The sequence below is a fragment of the Enterobacter sp. 18A13 genome (genome assembly GCF_007035975.1).
In the GTDB taxonomy this organism is placed as follows: domain Bacteria; phylum Pseudomonadota; class Gammaproteobacteria; order Enterobacterales; family Enterobacteriaceae; genus Enterobacter; species Enterobacter vonholyi.
The window spans coordinates 2,040,603-2,056,709 of sequence record NZ_AP019634.1 but is presented as its reverse complement, the minus strand read 5'-3'; the positions used below and the strand labels follow the sequence as shown (position 1 = coordinate 2,056,709).

15 protein-coding genes are annotated in these 16,107 nt (G+C 59.2%); 9 read left to right on the top strand and 6 right to left on the bottom strand.

Going from position 1 to position 16,107, the window contains the following annotated elements; genetic code table 11:
- Window positions 1-45 precede the first annotated feature (45 nt).
- A complete protein-coding gene (gene yajD, locus FOY93_RS10135) occupies window positions 46-393 on the top strand; it encodes an HNH nuclease YajD (RefSeq protein WP_023617218.1) in 348 nt (115 codons plus the stop codon).
- Window positions 394-430: 37 nt separating this feature from the next.
- On the opposite strand, the gene FOY93_RS10130 is transcribed toward yajD, so the two are convergent.
- Window positions 431-1,216, bottom strand: a complete 786-nt coding sequence (locus FOY93_RS10130; protein ID WP_133294285.1) for a MipA/OmpV family protein — start codon at window positions 1,214-1,216, stop codon at window positions 431-433.
- A 124-nt stretch (window positions 1,217-1,340) separates the two neighbouring features.
- On the opposite strand from FOY93_RS10130, the gene FOY93_RS10125 reads away from it, so the two are divergent.
- From FOY93_RS10125 to FOY93_RS10110, 4 genes are all read left to right on the top strand, one after another.
- The gene (locus FOY93_RS10125; protein ID WP_133294284.1) at window positions 1,341-2,036 is read left to right on the top strand and encodes a response regulator; all 696 of its coding nucleotides are present in this window, start codon (window positions 1,341-1,343) and stop codon (window positions 2,034-2,036) included.
- Window positions 2,033-3,229 (top strand): sensor histidine kinase, encoded by a 1,197-nt coding sequence (locus tag FOY93_RS10120; RefSeq protein ID WP_133294283.1) that lies wholly within the window; start codon window positions 2,033-2,035, stop codon window positions 3,227-3,229. Before FOY93_RS10125 ends, FOY93_RS10120 begins: the two co-directional genes overlap by 4 nt.
- A gap of 78 nt (window positions 3,230-3,307) precedes the next feature.
- Window positions 3,308-4,456 carry an efflux RND transporter periplasmic adaptor subunit gene (locus FOY93_RS10115; RefSeq protein WP_136194762.1) on the top strand — a complete coding sequence of 383 codons (1,149 nt, stop codon included), beginning with the start codon at window positions 3,308-3,310 and terminating at the stop codon, window positions 4,454-4,456.
- Window positions 4,453-7,530 (top strand): efflux RND transporter permease subunit, encoded by a 3,078-nt coding sequence (locus FOY93_RS10110; RefSeq protein WP_143345027.1) that lies wholly within the window; start codon window positions 4,453-4,455, stop codon window positions 7,528-7,530. The genes FOY93_RS10115 and FOY93_RS10110 overlap by 4 nt, the downstream gene beginning before the upstream one ends.
- A 22-nt stretch (window positions 7,531-7,552) precedes the next feature.
- On the opposite strand, the gene FOY93_RS10105 is transcribed toward FOY93_RS10110, so the two are convergent.
- Entirely contained in the window at window positions 7,553-8,320 is a 768-nt protein-coding gene (locus FOY93_RS10105) for an arylamine N-acetyltransferase family protein (RefSeq protein ID WP_133294280.1), read from the bottom strand.
- A gap of 96 nt (window positions 8,321-8,416) precedes the next feature.
- Between FOY93_RS10105 and FOY93_RS10100 the strand changes: the two genes are divergently transcribed.
- The gene (locus FOY93_RS10100; RefSeq protein WP_133294279.1) at window positions 8,417-9,871 is read left to right on the top strand and encodes an aminotransferase-like domain-containing protein; all 1,455 of its coding nucleotides are present in this window, start codon (window positions 8,417-8,419) and stop codon (window positions 9,869-9,871) included.
- On the opposite strand, the gene FOY93_RS10095 is transcribed toward FOY93_RS10100, so the two are convergent.
- Window positions 9,843-10,727, bottom strand: coding sequence for a LysR family transcriptional regulator (locus FOY93_RS10095; RefSeq protein WP_133294278.1), 885 nt, complete (start codon window positions 10,725-10,727; stop codon window positions 9,843-9,845). The genes FOY93_RS10100 and FOY93_RS10095 overlap by 29 nt on opposite strands.
- 135 nt (window positions 10,728-10,862) lie before the next feature.
- Between FOY93_RS10095 and FOY93_RS10090 the strand changes: the two genes are divergently transcribed.
- Window positions 10,863-11,843 carry an NAD(P)H-dependent flavin oxidoreductase gene (locus FOY93_RS10090; RefSeq protein WP_133294277.1) on the top strand — a complete coding sequence of 327 codons (981 nt, stop codon included), beginning with the start codon at window positions 10,863-10,865 and terminating at the stop codon, window positions 11,841-11,843.
- A gap of 40 nt (window positions 11,844-11,883) precedes the next feature.
- Here FOY93_RS10090 and FOY93_RS10085 read toward each other — a convergent pair whose 3' ends face one another.
- Window positions 11,884-12,939 carry an SDR family oxidoreductase gene (locus FOY93_RS10085; protein ID WP_133294276.1) on the bottom strand — a complete coding sequence of 352 codons (1,056 nt, stop codon included), beginning with the start codon at window positions 12,937-12,939 and terminating at the stop codon, window positions 11,884-11,886.
- A 97-nt stretch (window positions 12,940-13,036) separates the two neighbouring features.
- Between FOY93_RS10085 and FOY93_RS10080 the strand changes: the two genes are divergently transcribed.
- Together FOY93_RS10080 and FOY93_RS10075 are read left to right on the top strand one after the other, a co-directional pair.
- Window positions 13,037-13,924: a LysR family transcriptional regulator gene (locus tag FOY93_RS10080; protein ID WP_136194758.1), complete on the top strand. Its 888-nt coding sequence runs from the start codon at window positions 13,037-13,039 to the stop codon at window positions 13,922-13,924.
- An 83-nt stretch (window positions 13,925-14,007) separates the two neighbouring features.
- Window positions 14,008-14,277: a hypothetical protein gene (locus FOY93_RS10075; RefSeq protein ID WP_126303207.1), complete on the top strand. Its 270-nt coding sequence runs from the start codon at window positions 14,008-14,010 to the stop codon at window positions 14,275-14,277.
- Window positions 14,278-14,289: 12 nt separating this feature from the next.
- On the opposite strand, the gene umuC is transcribed toward FOY93_RS10075, so the two are convergent.
- Entirely contained in the window at window positions 14,290-15,552 is a 1,263-nt protein-coding gene (gene umuC / locus FOY93_RS10070; protein ID WP_136194757.1) for a translesion error-prone DNA polymerase V subunit UmuC, read from the bottom strand.
- Window positions 15,536-15,970 (bottom strand): translesion error-prone DNA polymerase V autoproteolytic subunit, encoded by a 435-nt coding sequence (gene umuD / locus FOY93_RS10065; protein WP_133294273.1) that lies wholly within the window; start codon window positions 15,968-15,970, stop codon window positions 15,536-15,538. Before umuD ends, umuC begins: the two co-directional genes overlap by 17 nt.
- Between the last annotated feature and the right edge of the window lie 137 nt (window positions 15,971-16,107).

Below are 16,107 nucleotides of genomic sequence, written 5' to 3'. Positions count from 1 at the left end.
GGGATATAATCTTCCCCACTCTTTTCATGGCAGGTAAAACCGGCAATGGCTTTGATCCCCAAAAACTACGCGCGGCTGGAAAGCGGCTATCGCGAAAAAGCATTAAAAATCTATCCATGGGTGTGTGGACGCTGCTCGCGCGAGTTTGTCTATTCCAATCTTCGCGAACTCACGGTTCACCATATCGATCACGACCATACCAACAACCCGGAAGATGGCAGCAACTGGGAGCTGTTGTGCCTGTTTTGCCACGATCACGAGCATTCGAAATACACCGAAGCGGATCGGTACGGCACCACCGTGGTCGCCGGGGAAGACGCGCAAAAAGACGTGGGCGTCGCCACGTTTAACCCGTTTGCCGATTTAAAGGCGATGATGGATAAGAAGAAGTAATCCTCTCGCCCCCTCGCTCACATCGTGATCCACGAATTTAGAATGTCCAGGTGATAGCGGCGGTTGCAGACCCCTCATTGCGCCGCATCACTATCGGGCTGTCATTGGCATGGTCGCCAAGCCAGGTATAGTCCGCGCTCAGGACCGTCCCCCAGTGGGCATCGAACTGGTGGCTCCAGGTCAGGCTGGTGTCGACGCCGTAAAATCCACCCGGCGCAGCATAGCGGCGATAGCCGGTGCGGCGGCTCTGCTGCTCGCTGACCCCATACCAGGTATTCAGATAACGGCTGTCGCCAAACAGGGCCGCAGACTGCAAGGCGATCGTGTCCTGGTTATTTTGTACAGGGATCAGCGTAACGGAGGCCTGATAGCTTGCCCCCTGGCTGTCGGTTAACGGCAGCGTCGTTTTGCCTTCCATACTCAGCCATGGCGCGGCCTGCCAGCCGACGGCAAGGCCGGTATTCAGGGTGGCATCAATGTCCCCCATTCCTTTCAGATTGTTTGCGCCCTCACGCCAGCCAGAATTTTTATCAGCCCTTCCGAAGTCGTAGCCCAGCGTGTGTTCGAAATACCAGCCGCTGTCATTTTGCAGGTCATACCCCACCCCTTTTTGCGCATCAACGAAGAAAGCGCCTTTGCGTCCCTGCAGCACAGGAACCACCTGCCACACCTGCTTGTCTGAGCCTGAGTAACGCGGGGCGTATTGCCCTCCCAGCCCGACGGTTAGGGAATCGGACGCGGTGCCATCATCCGCCTGCGCGCCGGAAGCCACGGCCATCAGAAGCGGGACGGACATATACAGGACTTTATTTATCGCTATCATACTGCTCTCCATACGGACGCTGGCGCCTCCTGATACGGGGGCGGCCACACAATGTTGGCGCAGTATGATTTGGCTGAATCAATGAATCGTCGGGATAGTGTTAAGAAATGGTCAAGGTGAACGGATGTTGTCCAGAAGAGTGCTTATTATTGAAGATGACGCCGATGCGGCCGGCGTGCTCGAAGCCTATTTACGGCGGGAAAATTACGACGTGACCATTACCGGGGACGGTCATTCCGGGCTGGATATAGCACAGCGGTGGAAGCCAGACCTCATTCTGCTGGACGTGATGCTGCCGGGGCTTAACGGCACCGAAGTGCTGGCTGGCCTGCGTCGTAAAAGCGATGTGCCGGTGATTATGGTCACGGCCATGGGGGATACTCCCGATCGCATTGGCGCCCTGCGGTACGGTGCCGATGATTACGTTGTGAAGCCTTATCATCCGGGCGAAGTGGTGGCTCGGGTGCAGGCGGTGCTGCGGCGCAGCAGTAAAAAAGAGGCTGACGAAGAGATCCTCCGCTGGCAAACGCTGGCGGTGGATGTCGCCGCCATTGTGGCGAGCGTAGACAACGGCGACGACGCGCCCGTGATGCTCGATCTTACGCCAACGGAATTCTCGCTTCTGGCAACGCTGCTGCGCTCTCCCGCACGCCCCTTTTCCCGTCAGTACCTGCTGGAACACTGTCTGCCGGAAAGCGAGGCGCTGGAGCGCGTGGTGGACACCCATATTTATAACCTGCGTAGAAAACTCGAAGCGGCGGGCATCTCCGGCGTGTTGATTAACGTTCGCGGCGTGGGTTACAGGTTCAGACAGCCATGATAAAAAACCGGCACTCCTCTCTGTGGCGCTGGATTTGCGCGCGCATCCTGGCGCTGGCTATCGGCAGCGTGATCGTCATTGCCACCTGCATGTGGCTGCGCTATGCGGTCCAGAACTACTGGATCATGGGCAGGATGCCACCGGCGGTCCGGCAGGAGTTTCTTACGCTCAGCCAGAACCCGCAGGCCAATCCGGCCCGCTTCCACTCGATTGTGGACACCTGGTGGGGCCTGAGCTATTCCACACCCTCCATCGCCTCTGCGGACTGGGTTACGGTGGCCCTGCTGGTGCTGGTGATGATCCCGTTTATCGTGGTGATGGGGCTCAAACACGCCCGACCGCTGGCACTGCAGTTCAGCCGCCTTCGCGATGCGGCAAAGGATGTCGCCGACGGGCAGTTTGGCCGTCAGGCTGAGCTCATCAAGGATGCACCGGCGGAAATGGTCAGCTTTGCGACCGACTTTAACTCCATGACGGGGCAACTCGCCCGCTATGAAAAAGAGCTCCGCGCCTCGCACGTCGCGATGGCGCACGAGCTGCGCTCGCCCCTGACGGCCGCCATTGGTCGTCTGCAGGGCATGTTGGACGGCGTGTTTGATGCCAGCCCGGCACAGCTGGGCATGGTGATGAAACAGCTTCAGCACCTCAACCGCCTCACCGATGAGCTTCACCTTCTCTCGCTCGCCGACGCGGGTAACCTCGTGCTGGAGGACCAGCCGTTTTGCCTCGATGAGCTGATTCAGGAGCGAGCTGCCTGGATCATGCCCGAGGCTGACGCGCATCATTTTCGGATAACGTTTCGCAACCCGCGCACCAGCCCCTTCAGAGGCGATGCGTTCCGTCTTGGACAGGTCGTTACCATCCTCATGGAAAATGCGCTACGTTACGGGCGCGATGGCGGCCACCTTGAGGTGGCGCTGCACTACGCCAGCGGTCATTACATCCTCGAATTTACCGATGACGGGCCGGGCGTGTCGCCCCAGTTCTTACCGGAAATGTTTAAACGCTTTAGCCGCGAGGAGCAGTCCCGCGCGCGGCATTCCGGCGGCAGCGGCCTCGGTTTGTCCATCGCCCGGGCGATTTGCCAGGCGCATGGGGGTGAGATTAGCGCGTCATTATCCAAAACGGGCGGCCTCGCCGTGCGCATTTTTTTGCCCTGGCACCCGTCCGGTAATGAAAATATCCACTCTTGATAAAGCCTTGACAGAACGTCGAATCTTTCTCGACGTAGCGCGCATTTAATAACGCCATTCCCTTTATGGAGCGGCGTTATGTCAGACGAATTTTTTCTCTCCCTCCGCCACTGCCTGCATCATTTGTACGGCGTGGCGCGCAACCTTTCCTGGCTGCATTTTCTTCCCCTGGCCCTGCTTGCGCTGGCGATTTTTCCGCTGACCGGCTGCGGTGATAAACACGAAAACAAACCTGACCCAGTGCGTAAGGTACGCTACGTCGTCGTTGGCTCCGCCCAATCCCCTCCCGCGCTGGAAAGAACCGGTGAGATCCATGCCCATGATGAAACGACCCTGAGCTTTCGTACCGGAGGCCGGATACTGACGCGCAGCGTTGATATTGGCGACCGGATCACTGCCGGACAGCTACTGGCCACGCTTGATAATACGACCGGGAAAAACCAGCTCGACAGCGCCGCGGCCGACTATGAAGGTGCCAAAGCCTCTGCTCAGGTCGCCGCGATTAACGTCAGTCGCATGCAAAAGCTTATGCCAACGGGTGCGATAGCCCGCACGCAGCTCGACAGCGCCCGTGCGGACTGGCTTGTCGCCCGCGCGCGCTTAAAAAGCAGCGAGGCCGCCTGGCGAAATGCTCGCGAAAGCCTCGGCTGGACGCGCCTGATCGCGCCACAAGCGGGCGTCATCACGGCCGTGAGCGCCTCAGCGGGGCAGGTTGTCAGCGACGGCCAGTCCGTGCTGACGCTGGCGACCGGAGAAGGTCGCGACGTGGCGTTTGATATTGCTACTCCGGATGCGATTCCGCCTCTGGATAAGACAGAATTGCGGGTTTCCCTCCTCAGCGACCCGTCGGTACAGGCCTCTGCCGTACTGCGGGATATTACCCCGCAGGCCGATCCTCAGACCCGCACCTGGCGCGTCAGAGCGACCCTGCAAAACCCGCCGGAGGCCATGGCGCTGGGTGCCAGCGTCACCGTGACGTTGCCCTCCGCCGCCCCGCACGGGTACCCCCTTCCCGCGTCGGCGCTGACCCGCGTCGGCGACAAACCGGCCGTTTTTGTCATTACCCCGCGGTCGCAGGCGCAGCTGCGCGCGGTAGTGCCCGCGAGCTATACGGCCTCCTCCGTCATGATTGCCTCCGGCCTTGAGCCCGGCGACAGGGTGATTACGGCGGGCGTGAGCACATTACGATCCGGCGAGCCGGTGGTGCCAGGGGAGGTTCAGCCATGAGTACCGGAGCGGAAGCCAAATTTAACCTCTCCGCCTGGGCGCTTAAGAACCAGCAGATGGTCAGCTTTTTCATGCTGCTGGTGATTGCGATGGGCGTGTTCTGCTATGAGAAGCTGCCGCGTAACGAAGATCCGGCGTTCACCATTAAAACGGCCGTCGTCTCCGCGCAGTGGCCGGGAGCCTCCGTGACGGATACCACCCGCCTGCTGACCGATACGCTTGAAAAAAAGCTGCAGGAAACGCCCTGGCTGGACTATCTCGAAAGTGAAACCCGTGCCGGACGCACCGTTATCCACGTCAACCTCCGTGACGATACGCCCCCGCAACGCGTGCCCGATATCTGGTATCAGGTTCGCAAAAAAATGCAGGACATCGCGCCGTCCCTGCCTGACGGGGTGCAGGGCCCTGCCGTGGACGACGAGTTTGACGACACGTTCGGCACTATTTATGCCTTTATTCCCGACGGTTTTACCCTGCGGGAGGTGCGGGATCGCGCAGAGACAATACGTCGCGAGCTCATGTCCCTGCCGGATATGGGTAAGACCACCCTGCTGGGCGAACAGCAGGAGCAGTGGGTCCTCGCCTTTTCTCCGGCACGTCTGGCCGGTATGGGGCTCGATATTCAGGAAGTTGCCGACGCCCTCCGGGCGCAAAACGCGGTTGTCCCGGCTGGCGTTATGCGAACCGGGCAGGAGAACATGGCGATAAAGGTCAGCGGAGCGCTCACCACCGAAGAGAGCTTACGCGCCGTCACGCTGCACGTTAACAATCGCTATATTCCGCTGACCGATATTGCCACCGTCACCCGTGAAATCGCCGAGCCACCGGCTCCGGCCTACCGGGTGAACGGCAAGCCGGCTATCGGGCTGGCGGTGTCGATGGCGCCGACAGGCAACATGCTGCGTTTCGGCGCTGCGCTGAATGCCAGAATGGCGACCCTCAGCGCCGGGCTGCCGCACGGTATCGAGATGGTGAAAGTCGCCGATCAGTCCGCGGTGGTGAGTGACGCGGTAAGCGGGTTTATCCGGGTGCTTATCGAAGCCGTTGTTATCGTGCTGGCGGTTTCATTTGTCTCGCTGGGTTTACGGGCCGGACTGGTGGTGGCGACGGCCATTCCGCTGGTGCTCGCCATGACGTTTGCCGGCATGATGCTCGCAGGTATTGGCCTTCAGCGTATCTCGCTCGGGGCGCTGATCATCGCCCTGGGCCTGCTGGTGGATGACGCCATAATCGCCGTCGAAACGATGGTCTCCCGGCTGGAAGCGGGGGATTCCCGTCGGCACGCGGCCACCCATGCATTCAAAACGACGGCCTTCCCGATGCTCACCGGGACTCTGGTAATGATTGCCGGTTTTATTCCCGTTGGTTTTGCGGCCTCCAGCGCCGGTGAATACTGTTTTTCCCTCTTTGCGGTGGTGCTCATTGCCCTGCTCTGCTCCTGGATTGTCGCGATCTTGTTTTCGCCGCTAACGGGTACGTGGATGCTGCCGGAAACAGTCAGACATCACGCGGCAGAACCCGGAAGGATCGCGCGCGGGTACGGACGGCTTTTACGCCTGGCATTGCGTCACCGGGTCGCTACCGTGCTGCTCGCCCTTTCCGCGCTGGGGCTGTCAGCGTACGGCACGACGTTTATGCAGGGCGAGTTTTTCCCCGCCTCGGACCGGCCCGAGCTGCTGGTCAGCCTGACGCTTCCGGCTAACGCGTCGCAGCCGGAAACGCTCAGAGAGGTGGAAAAGCTGGAAAAGGCGCTGGCCGACAACAGCAATATCGATCGCTTTTCGACGTACGTTGGCTCAGGCGCCATCCGTTTTTACCTGCCGATGGACGTGCTGCTGGAAAATGAAAATATCGCCCAGATGGTTGTGGTCGCGAAGGATCTTGCGGCGCGGGATCGTCTGCACGCACAGCTCAACACGATCCTGGCGACGCAATTTAGCGACATCATCACGCGCGTGTCGCCCCTTGAGCTGGGGCCGCCCGTCGGCTGGCCCATCAAATACCGGGTGAGCGGGCCAGATTATCTGCAGGTCCGGGCGTTTGCGAACCGTCTCACGGACGCGATTGGCCGGTCTTCGTTCTCACGCGACGTTAACCAGACGGCCGGAGAGCCTGAAAGGGTCATCACCCTTAAGGTGAATCAGACGGCGGCCAGGGCGGCGGGAATATCGTCAGAAAGCCTCGCCCGCACGCTGAATACCGTCTGGTCCGGCAGCGTTGTCACCTCCATCAGGGATAACGACCGCCTTGTCGACGTGGTGCTGCGGGCCACGGACGATGCACGTCACAGCACCGCTACCCTCTCCTCGCTCACGATTCAGGGGAATGACGGTAAAAAAATTCCGCTCAGCGCCGTCGCGACGCCGGTCTGGGGCGTGGACGATCCGGTCATCTGGCGCCGCCAGCGCGTGCCCTTTATCACGGTGCAAACCGACCTTGCCCCGGGGCTGAAGGCTGAAGCGGTATCCGCCGCGCTGCGTCCGACGGTGGATAAACTGCGCGCGAGCCTGCCGGCAGGTTACAGCATTGAAGAAGGCGGCGCGGTCGCCGAATCGGATAAGGGGAACAGCTCCGTCTTTACCGTTCTTCCGGTGACGCTGGTCATCATGCTGTTGCTGCTGATGCTCCAGCTGCGGAGATACTCCCGGATGCTGCTGGCGCTCCTGATGGCCCCGTTTGGTTTACCGGGGATCGTGCTGGCTATGCTGCCCGGCGGCACGCCGATGGGGTTTGTCGCGCTGCTGGGCGTCATCGCCCTCGCGGGGATGATCGTACGTAACGCGGTGATACTGATTAGCGAGGTTGACAGCAATCTGGCTCAGGGGATGGCAAATGATGCCGCAATTATGGCAGCGGCGGAGCACCGGGCCAGACCCATCTGTCTGACCGCCTGCGCCGCCATTCTGGGCATGATCCCGATCTCTCACCAGGTTTTCTGGGGCCCAATGGCCTATGCCATTATCGGCGGGCTGCTGGCTGCGACGCTGGTGACGCTGACCGTGTTACCCGCGTCGTTTAGCCTGCTGTTACAGCGGGGAGCTCAGCGCAAAGCCGCAGAAAACGGACCGCGCTGAGGCCCTACCGTTCACCGGCAGATTACGCAGCGGTTAGCGCAAAACGGTCTTTCAGGACATGGCGGATTTCATCCTCCGCCAGTTTCCGCGTTTCAGTGCCGTTCGCCGTAATGGTTTTCAGCATATCGCCCAGTAAAATCTGGCGTCCCTCCGGGCTGTGCTGCACCACCACCCGCTTCTGCACAAAGATGGCATCCGGGTGCGTGGAGTTAAGGTAGTTGGCCGGAACGAAGTCAATCCATTCCTGAGGGGTGAGATCAAAGCCATACTGCCGGGCCCACTCTCCCTCAACCTTCGCCTCAAGCAAATACGCTCCCTCCGCGCTGCGGCTCAGGCGAAACGTGTCGAAATCCTGGGTGATTTCCACGTCAAGCGTGTCCAGCGCCATTGGCGCGCGGATGCCGTAGCTGCCGAACCCGAGATCGCAAAGCCACTGGCGGCTCTCCACCTCGGCGATGAGCGCCATATGGGTTTTCGGCCGCCGCGCGGGGTAGAACATCGGGCGCGCCGCCACGAAGCGGTAAGGTATCCCTAACGCCTCCAGCGCCATCGCAAAAAGCCCGTTAACCTCATAGCAGTAGCCGCCGCGCCCTTTCTTTAACACCTTATCGGCAATCTCGTCTGGCGCCAGCGAGACAATTTTGCCCGCCTGCACGTCCAGATTTTCGAAGGGAACGGAAAAGAGCTGATGGCGCATCAGCGCATGCAGGGTGGCCGTATCGGCAGCCGCCGGTCCGGTGTAGTTTATGCGCTTGAAATAGGTGGAAATGTTGAAATTATCGCTGTGCATAATGCCTCCTTGTCCTGAACATGCCGGACACTATAGATGGCACACATCATTGGCTGTATAGTCAGTTTCATCGAAAATTAGCCTGAACAGTTATCCATGTCTGCGCCGTACCACTCCTCTCCTCACTATCGCCGTATTGCGGATATGCTGCGTCTTACCATTACGTCCGGCGCGCTGCGCGCCGGTGACAGGATGATCTCCGCGCGCAAACTGGCCGAACGCGAGCGCGTTAGCCTTCCGACGGCGCTGGAGGCCCTTCGCTGCCTTGAGGCTGAAGGGCTGATCGTTGCGCGTCCGCGTTCAGGCTATTACATCCGCCAGACCAGCCTCCCTCCGCGCGTGGAGCCCGCGCGTTCCTCACCCGGCCCGGTCCCCGTCACGATGTCCGCCGTGGCCCGGTCGCTGTTCAGCAGTGCAGAAGCCCGGCTGATCCCGCTGGGCGCCGCCCTGCCCGATCCCGCGTGGCTGCCGGGAGATGCGCTGCAGCGGGCGTTACACTCTGCGGGCCGTCGTCTGGACGCACATGGACAGAGCTACAGCCTGCCTCCGGGAAGGCGGGATTTGCGAAGTAAAATTGCCGCGCGCTCTGCGCAGTGGGGAGCCCGTTTCAGCGCGGACGATCTCATTATCACCGCAGGCGCGACGCAGGCGCTGCGCCTGGCCCTGCGGGCCGTATGCCAGCCGGGAGATGTGGTGGCGATTGAGCAGCCCGCCTACTTTGGTACGCTCCTGCTGCTGGAGGATTTAGGCCTGAAGGCCTTAGCGGTCCCCACCGACCCTGCAGAAGGCCTGCTGCTGGAACCGCTGGCGGACGCCATCCGCTGCCACCGCCCCGCGGCCGTTCTGGCCTCGCCCACCGTGCAAAACCCGTTGGGTGCCAGCATGCCCGTCGCGCGCAAGCAGGAACTGGTTTCTCTGCTTGAAGAAGCCGGTATTCCTCTGATTGAGGACGACGTTTACGGTGACCTGGTCGGCGAGGGGCAACGCCCTCCGGCCTGCAAGGCATTCGACCAGAGCGGAAATGTGATCTACTGCAGCTCCCTGTCTAAAACGCTTGCGCCGGGATGGCGAATCGGCTGGATTGCCGCCGGACGCTACTCCCCGCAGGTCTTGCAGGCCCGCATGGCCGGAGACTGGGCCGGTGCGCCGCTGCTGGAAGCGGCGACGAGCGACGTCCTGGCAAGCGGCGACTACGATCGTCACCTGCGGCGGCTGAAGCGGCGGATCGCAGAGGGCGTTCGCGCCGTCGTGGCACAGGTCAAGGCGAGCTTTCCACCCGGTACACACGTTAACGTGCCCGCTGCCGGTTTCCTGCTGTGGGTCGAACTTCCTCCGCAGGTCAACGCGCTGGAGGTGCATCGTCGCGCGCTGGCGCTGGGTATAGGCGTCAGCCCTGGCCCCCTGTTTTCCCCTGCCGCCGAATTAACGCACTTTCTGCGGCTGAACTGCGCAAACGAACCCACGCCCCGCCTGCTGAACGCCGTGGAACAAATTGGTGCGCTGTGCCACGAGCTGGCCGTTTTCACACAAGACTCTCCAGCCACTCGGTAAAAACCCGCACCTTGCGGGAGAGGTGACGGTGTGGATAGAGCAGTGACAGCTTGCGGTCCGGCGAGCGATAGCCTGGCAAGACTTCAACCAGAAGACCGCGGTCTATGTAAGGCTGGAGAAAAAGATTCATCCCCTGCATTAACCCCAGCCCGGCCAGGCCTGCCGCGATGTAGGCCTCGGAGTTATCCACGACAAGCTTACCGGGTAGGGTAATCTCCGCGACGCCTTCTGGCATGGTAAACGTCCACGGATGAATGTGTCTGCTGCTGGTGTTAATCCAGTTGATGGCCTGATGCTTGCGTAAATCATCCGGCGTTTCTGGCACACCGTGTTTTGCCAGCCAGGCCGGGCTGGCGCAGGTCGTGATTTTGATGTTCCCGATTTTACGCGCAATATAATCGCCGTCCTCCAGCTCACCCACCCGCAGCACGCAGTCCAGTCCATCCCGCAGCATATCCCGACGGCGGTCAGAGCTGCTCAGAATGATGTCGATCCCGGGATGCTGACGATAAAAGTCAGGCAGATTGGGTATCACCCGCAGCGTTGCAAACGAGACCGGCATATCGACTCTAAGCTGGCCATGTATTGCCCGATCCGTACCAAACGACTCCAGTAATTCGTCCGCCTGCGCCAGCAGGGGTTTACTGCGGCGATAAAAGGCTTCTCCATCCGGCGTCATGCTAATCCGACGCGTGGTGCGCTGCAGGAGCCGCGTGCCGCTGTGTTGCTCAAGAAGCTGCAGCGCTTTGGTGACCGCCGGGCGATGGATCTGCAGATTCTCCGCCGCCTGGGTAAGACTGCCTGACTCGACAATTTCAATAAAAATCCGAATAGATTCAAAGAGGTTTATTTGCATAAGGGATGTTTTTGCCGCGAGCAGGATAAAGTTATTGTTATTAATCTTATAACAGTGATGAATATTTTTGGCTATTTTTCCTAACAATACTGCGCCCTACACTCTTCCCCATTCAAACGTAAGGGAGAGTCTGCTATGAAAAATAACCGTATTTGTCAGATCCTGGGTATCGAAAAACCTGTTATTCAGGGGCCATTGTCCTGGCTTACTGACGCCCGCCTGGTCGCTGCGGTCAGCAATGCCGGAGGGCTCGGCGTGCTGGGGCCCAACGCTGGGTTAACAGCCGATACCGCGGTTTCCACGCCGGAAGAGACCGCCGAAAAAATGCGTGAAGAAATTCGAAAAACCAAACGGCTGACCGAAAAACCGTTTGGTGTGAACCTGATCCCTACCGCCGTTAATGACGTCTGGACAGGGCCTATCCTTCAGGTGGTAAAAGAGGAAGGCGTCAGGGTCGTGGTGTATACGGGCTACGGGGAAGGCAGCATTATTCCCGCGCTGTTCAATGAGTTAAAAGAGGCAGGTATCGCCATTATCTACCGCGACATCAATCCCACGCCGGAAAACACCCTTCTGGCTGAAGAGATGGGGGCAGACATTATCGTCGCCACCGGTTTTGACGAGGGCGGAACGTTGCCCGCGACGGCGCTGGGGACCTTTTCCATCGTGCCGCTGATTGCCGACGCCGTGAAGCATATTCCGGTGATGGCCGCGGGCGGCATTACCGATAATCGCACCGCTAGAGCGGCGCATGCGTTAGGCGCTGAAGGCGTGTTTGCCGGTTCGGTCTTTATCAGCAGCGAAGAAAGCCGCGTGCCGCAGGGAGTCAAAGAGAAAATTGTTGCCGCCAACGGCCTGGACCTGCTGCTTTTCCGGACCGTGCCCCATTACTACCGCTCTCTACCCGGCAAGCTGGCGGAAAAACTGGCGGCGATGGATAAAGCAGGCGCAAGCAACGAAGCGCTGGGCAAGGCGATGGGAGGATTACGGGGCCTGCGCCTGGGCATGCTGGAAGATAACACCGATGAAGGCTATATCGCGCTCGGCACGGGGATTGGGAACATCCACAGCGTGAAAAGCGTGGCCGAGATCGTCAATATGTTAGCGGTTGAGTAAGCCCCTGGCGTCCTGACGGTTATCAGGACGCCCTGTGTTCTCAGGGAATAATCCGCGCGGCTCTCATCTGCGCGAACAGGCTGAAAAACATCTCATCGGTCGCCTGCATTTGCGTAAAACCCGCCCTGCGCAGCTTGCTCCCGTCACCGAACATGTCGTAATCCCAGCTAAAGACAAAATCGGCAAACCGCCCGTCGCTCAGCTGCAGAATATCCGCTTCCACCAGCCGCTCTTCGGCAAGTTCGCGCCATACGCCGCGATAGTCGTTAAACAGCTGATGAAATGACAGCCTCACCGGCGGCGCAGAGTCCAGTTCAAACCAGCGTGCGATGCGCGGCCACAGCTCGCTCCAGCGCCAGATATCGCCATTGTTTACGTTGAAGGCCTGATTCTGTGCCGCAGGTGACGCGGCGGCCCACAGCGTGGCCTCGGCCAGCAGCCCGGCGTCGGTATGATCCACAATGCTGTGCCAGGTCTGTTCTGAACCGGGAAAACGCAGCGGTAAACCCAACGCCTTGCACAGGGAGGCGTACAGGGCGATGCTCAGCGCAAGGTTCATGGCATTGCCCGGCACCGCGCTCCCCACCACGCCCGGCCTGATGGCATTCCAGTGCCAGCGTTTTCCCCGCTGAAACTGGCTGAGCCACGTGAGCTGTGCGGCGTTAAACTCGGCCCCCGGCACGCCGGGATCGCTTTCCCGCGCCGGGGTTTTAAACGGCCCCAGATGCGCGCCGTAGACCTTGTACCCCTGCATCAGGCTTATCGTCTGCAAAGGTGCCGCTGTTTCGAGGGTGCTGACCAGATTGCGCAGCATGGTGACGTTCGGCTCAACCATGTCCGTCCAGTTCGCCGCGTTCGCCCAGGCGCTGTAAAAGATGTGGGTGACACCGTTCAGGGAGCGCAGCGCCCGGGCGCTGTCCTGTTCATCCAGTAAATCGACCTTGACCATCGGAATGCCGTCAGGATGCGATCCGGCATGACGGCTGAGGCCAATCACCTCCCACTGATGGTTCAGGAGCGTGTTGACCAGCTGCCTGCCGACAATGCCGCTGGCGCCCGCGACCAGGGCGACGTTGTGTTGCTGCCTCTTACTCATGGTGTTTCTCCGGAAAGGGTGACAGACGCAGTGTGGTATATTATTTTTTCTGGAGATATCCCATGAAACTGATGGCACTTATAAGCAAAATCATTAAATGAATAATAAGCTCAATGCCATTTCTACCTTTCTGCGCGTCGCTGAAGCGGGCTCGTTTTCAGCGGCTGCCCGTCAGACCGGTATTAAGCAGTCCGCCGTCAGTCAACAGATCGCGGCGCTTGAGGAATCGCTGGGTGTGGTACTGCTGCACCGTACGACGCGTACGATGAAGCTGACCGAACAAGGGGAACGTTACCGGCGTGATATGCAACTCGTGCTGGACGCCATGGGGGAAGCGGAGAGGCGTTTACATCCTGCCGATCATAGCGTTCAGGGACGCGTCCATGTCCAGTTACCGAGCGGCCTGGGTCAGATCTTTTTACCGCATCTGCTGGCGCTGCAGCGCCTGCATCCCGAACTGCAGCTGATGATTTCTCTCGATGACCGCCTTGCCGATCTGGTGACGGAGGGCGTGGATATCGCGATACGGCTGGGCAGCGAGCCTCCGCAGGCGCATGCGGCTCGCGTGCTGGGGCGTATTGAGGCGGCGCTGTTTGCCGCTCCCGATTTTCAGGCGGTACACGCCGTCAGCGAGCTGGCGACGCTCCCACACGTGCGGTTCAGCGGCATTCCGCAGGATGCCCCCCTGCGCCTGATTTCTGACGAGGAAACGGTCGAGGTCAACGTGAATACCGTTTTCCGTGCCAACACCAGCGACGCGCTGCTGCAGGCGCTGGAATCCGGCATGGGTATCGGCGGCATGCAGCGACCGCTCGTGGCCAGAGCGCTGCAGGTGGGCACGCTGGTACCGGTGCTGCCCGACTGGCGGTTACCCGATCGCTTCCTCTATGCCGTTTATCCTGATGCCCGCTTTATTCCGCAGCGCGTCAGAAAGGTCGTCAGCGTGATTGAGCAGTTACTGCCTGAAATAATAAAGAAATGCTGATGATTCCCCCCCGTAAATTACGTGCATTTTTCAACCGCCAGGAATAGAGTATTTTTACCGTATCCCCTTTTTCTGGAGCACTTATGCCGGAGTACTGTTTTTTCCAAAAAGGCCCAAACCTCATAGCAATCGAAAGCGCAAACACCGATGCGGCTGCACAGCTCATCGCCCAGGGGTTCGAAAAACAGTTCGAGGAGATCGGCGCCGCGGATGAAAAAGAGGCGCTTACTCGCCTTACCGATATCCGTAAAAATAGTGAGATCGATCGTCATAACTTCCTGGCCGGTGCGGGCGAAATGCCGCTGATCGGCGTGCTGGCGGCTGCGGCAACCTGGTTGATTCAAAAGAAATAACGCAACGATACTCTACCTCGCCACCGGCAAATCGGCGTACCGCGTTGTATAGGCCGGTGACAACATTTCCCGCTTCATCGCCCACGGTTTCTCAATACCCTGCCCGGCAAACCATATCTTCCCTTTGCCGGAATGATTCAGGCTGTCGATCGTTTCCATCAGCGCCGCGCTGTTGGCGCGCAGGCGATTATCGTCAAACAGGTTAAGCTGGGCGACACCGCTGCTGAAAAAGTCCGCCAGCATGACCCCGGCCTTCATATAGCGATACCCGTCGAGCCATATCCGCCCCAGCGCTTCCGTGGCGGCGCGGATGATATCGCGCGAGTCATTGGTGGGCGTCATCAGGGTGACCGAAGCCTGATTGCCGTAATAAATTTCGTTGTCCGCATGCGGGCTGGTGCGCACAAACACGCTGATAAAACGACAGTATTGATGCTCGCCGCGCAATTTCTCTGCGGCGCGTTCCGCGTAGGCGCAAATCGCCTGGTGCATTTCCTCGTACTGCATAATACGGTGTCCAAACGAACGGCTACAGATAATTTGCTGCTTCGTGGGGGTGAACTCCTCCAGGTCAAGGCAAGGCTCACCGCGAAGCTCGCGGGCCGTACGCTCCAGCACCACGTTAAAATGTTTGCGAATGACCCACGAGGAGGCCTCCGCCAGCTCCAGCGCCGTGGTGATCCCCATCGCGTTGAGCTTTTTCGTGATGCGTCGGCCTACCCCCCACACCTCCTCTACCGGAACCTTTTCCAGCAGTTTACGCTGCCGCTCGCGGCCTGAGAGATCGACCACGCCGCCGGTGCCGGACCACCGTTTCGCCGCATAGTTGGCCAGCTTCGCCAGCGTTTTGGTCGGGGCAATACCGACGCCAACGGTTAATCCCGTATTTTTAAAGACCTGCGAGCGCATCTGGTGACCAAACGCTTCCAGTGACAGGCAGTGACTGACTCCTGAAACGTTCACGAACGCCTCATCAATGGAGTAAATCTCTATTGCCGGGGCGAGATCGGTCAGCGTCTGCATTACCCGACTGCTGAGATCGGCATACAGCGCATAATTCGAGCTAAAGACGTAAACTTTTGACGGATATAGTTTTTGTTTGAATTTAAAATACGGCTCACCCATTTTTATGCCGAACTGCTTTGCCTCCCGCGACAGTGAAATAATGCAGCCGTCGTTATTGGAAACCACCACGATGGGCTTCCCCTCCAGATCGGGGCGGAAGACCCGCTCGCAGGAGGCATAGAAGCTGTTCACATCAACCAGCGCGAACATGTCTATGCGTTTTAAGCGTGTGGGTGACGACGCCGAAGATCTGCAGCTCCTCTTCGGACTGAAAGGTAATCGGCTGATAGCGGACATTATGTGGCAACAACCTCAGAACCGGGCGCGTCTGTAGCTCCTTCACCGTAAACTCACCGGCGACCGACGCCACGACGATATCTCCGTGTTCGGCATTTAACGAGCGGTCAACCACCAGCAGATCGCCATCGCCGATCCCCGCCCCAATCATGGAGTCTCCACTCACCTTAATAAAATAGGTCGCACTGGGGTGCCTTACTGCCAGCCGGTTAAGATCGAGACGATCCTCCACATAATCCTGTGCCGGGCTGGGGAACCCACAGGCAACACGTTCTAAAAACAAAGGTAATTCAATGATTTGTTTTGGTTGATAAGAAAAGAGAGTGTCCATAATGCCTTTCTCGCCGAATGCTGTATATAAATACAGTATTACGGATTATGGACAAGGATCAAGGTCATTTCCGGAAGCGAACCCAAACGCGTTGAAGTGTCAGAAGATTTAAAACGCGCAAAGCCCGGAAGCGCATG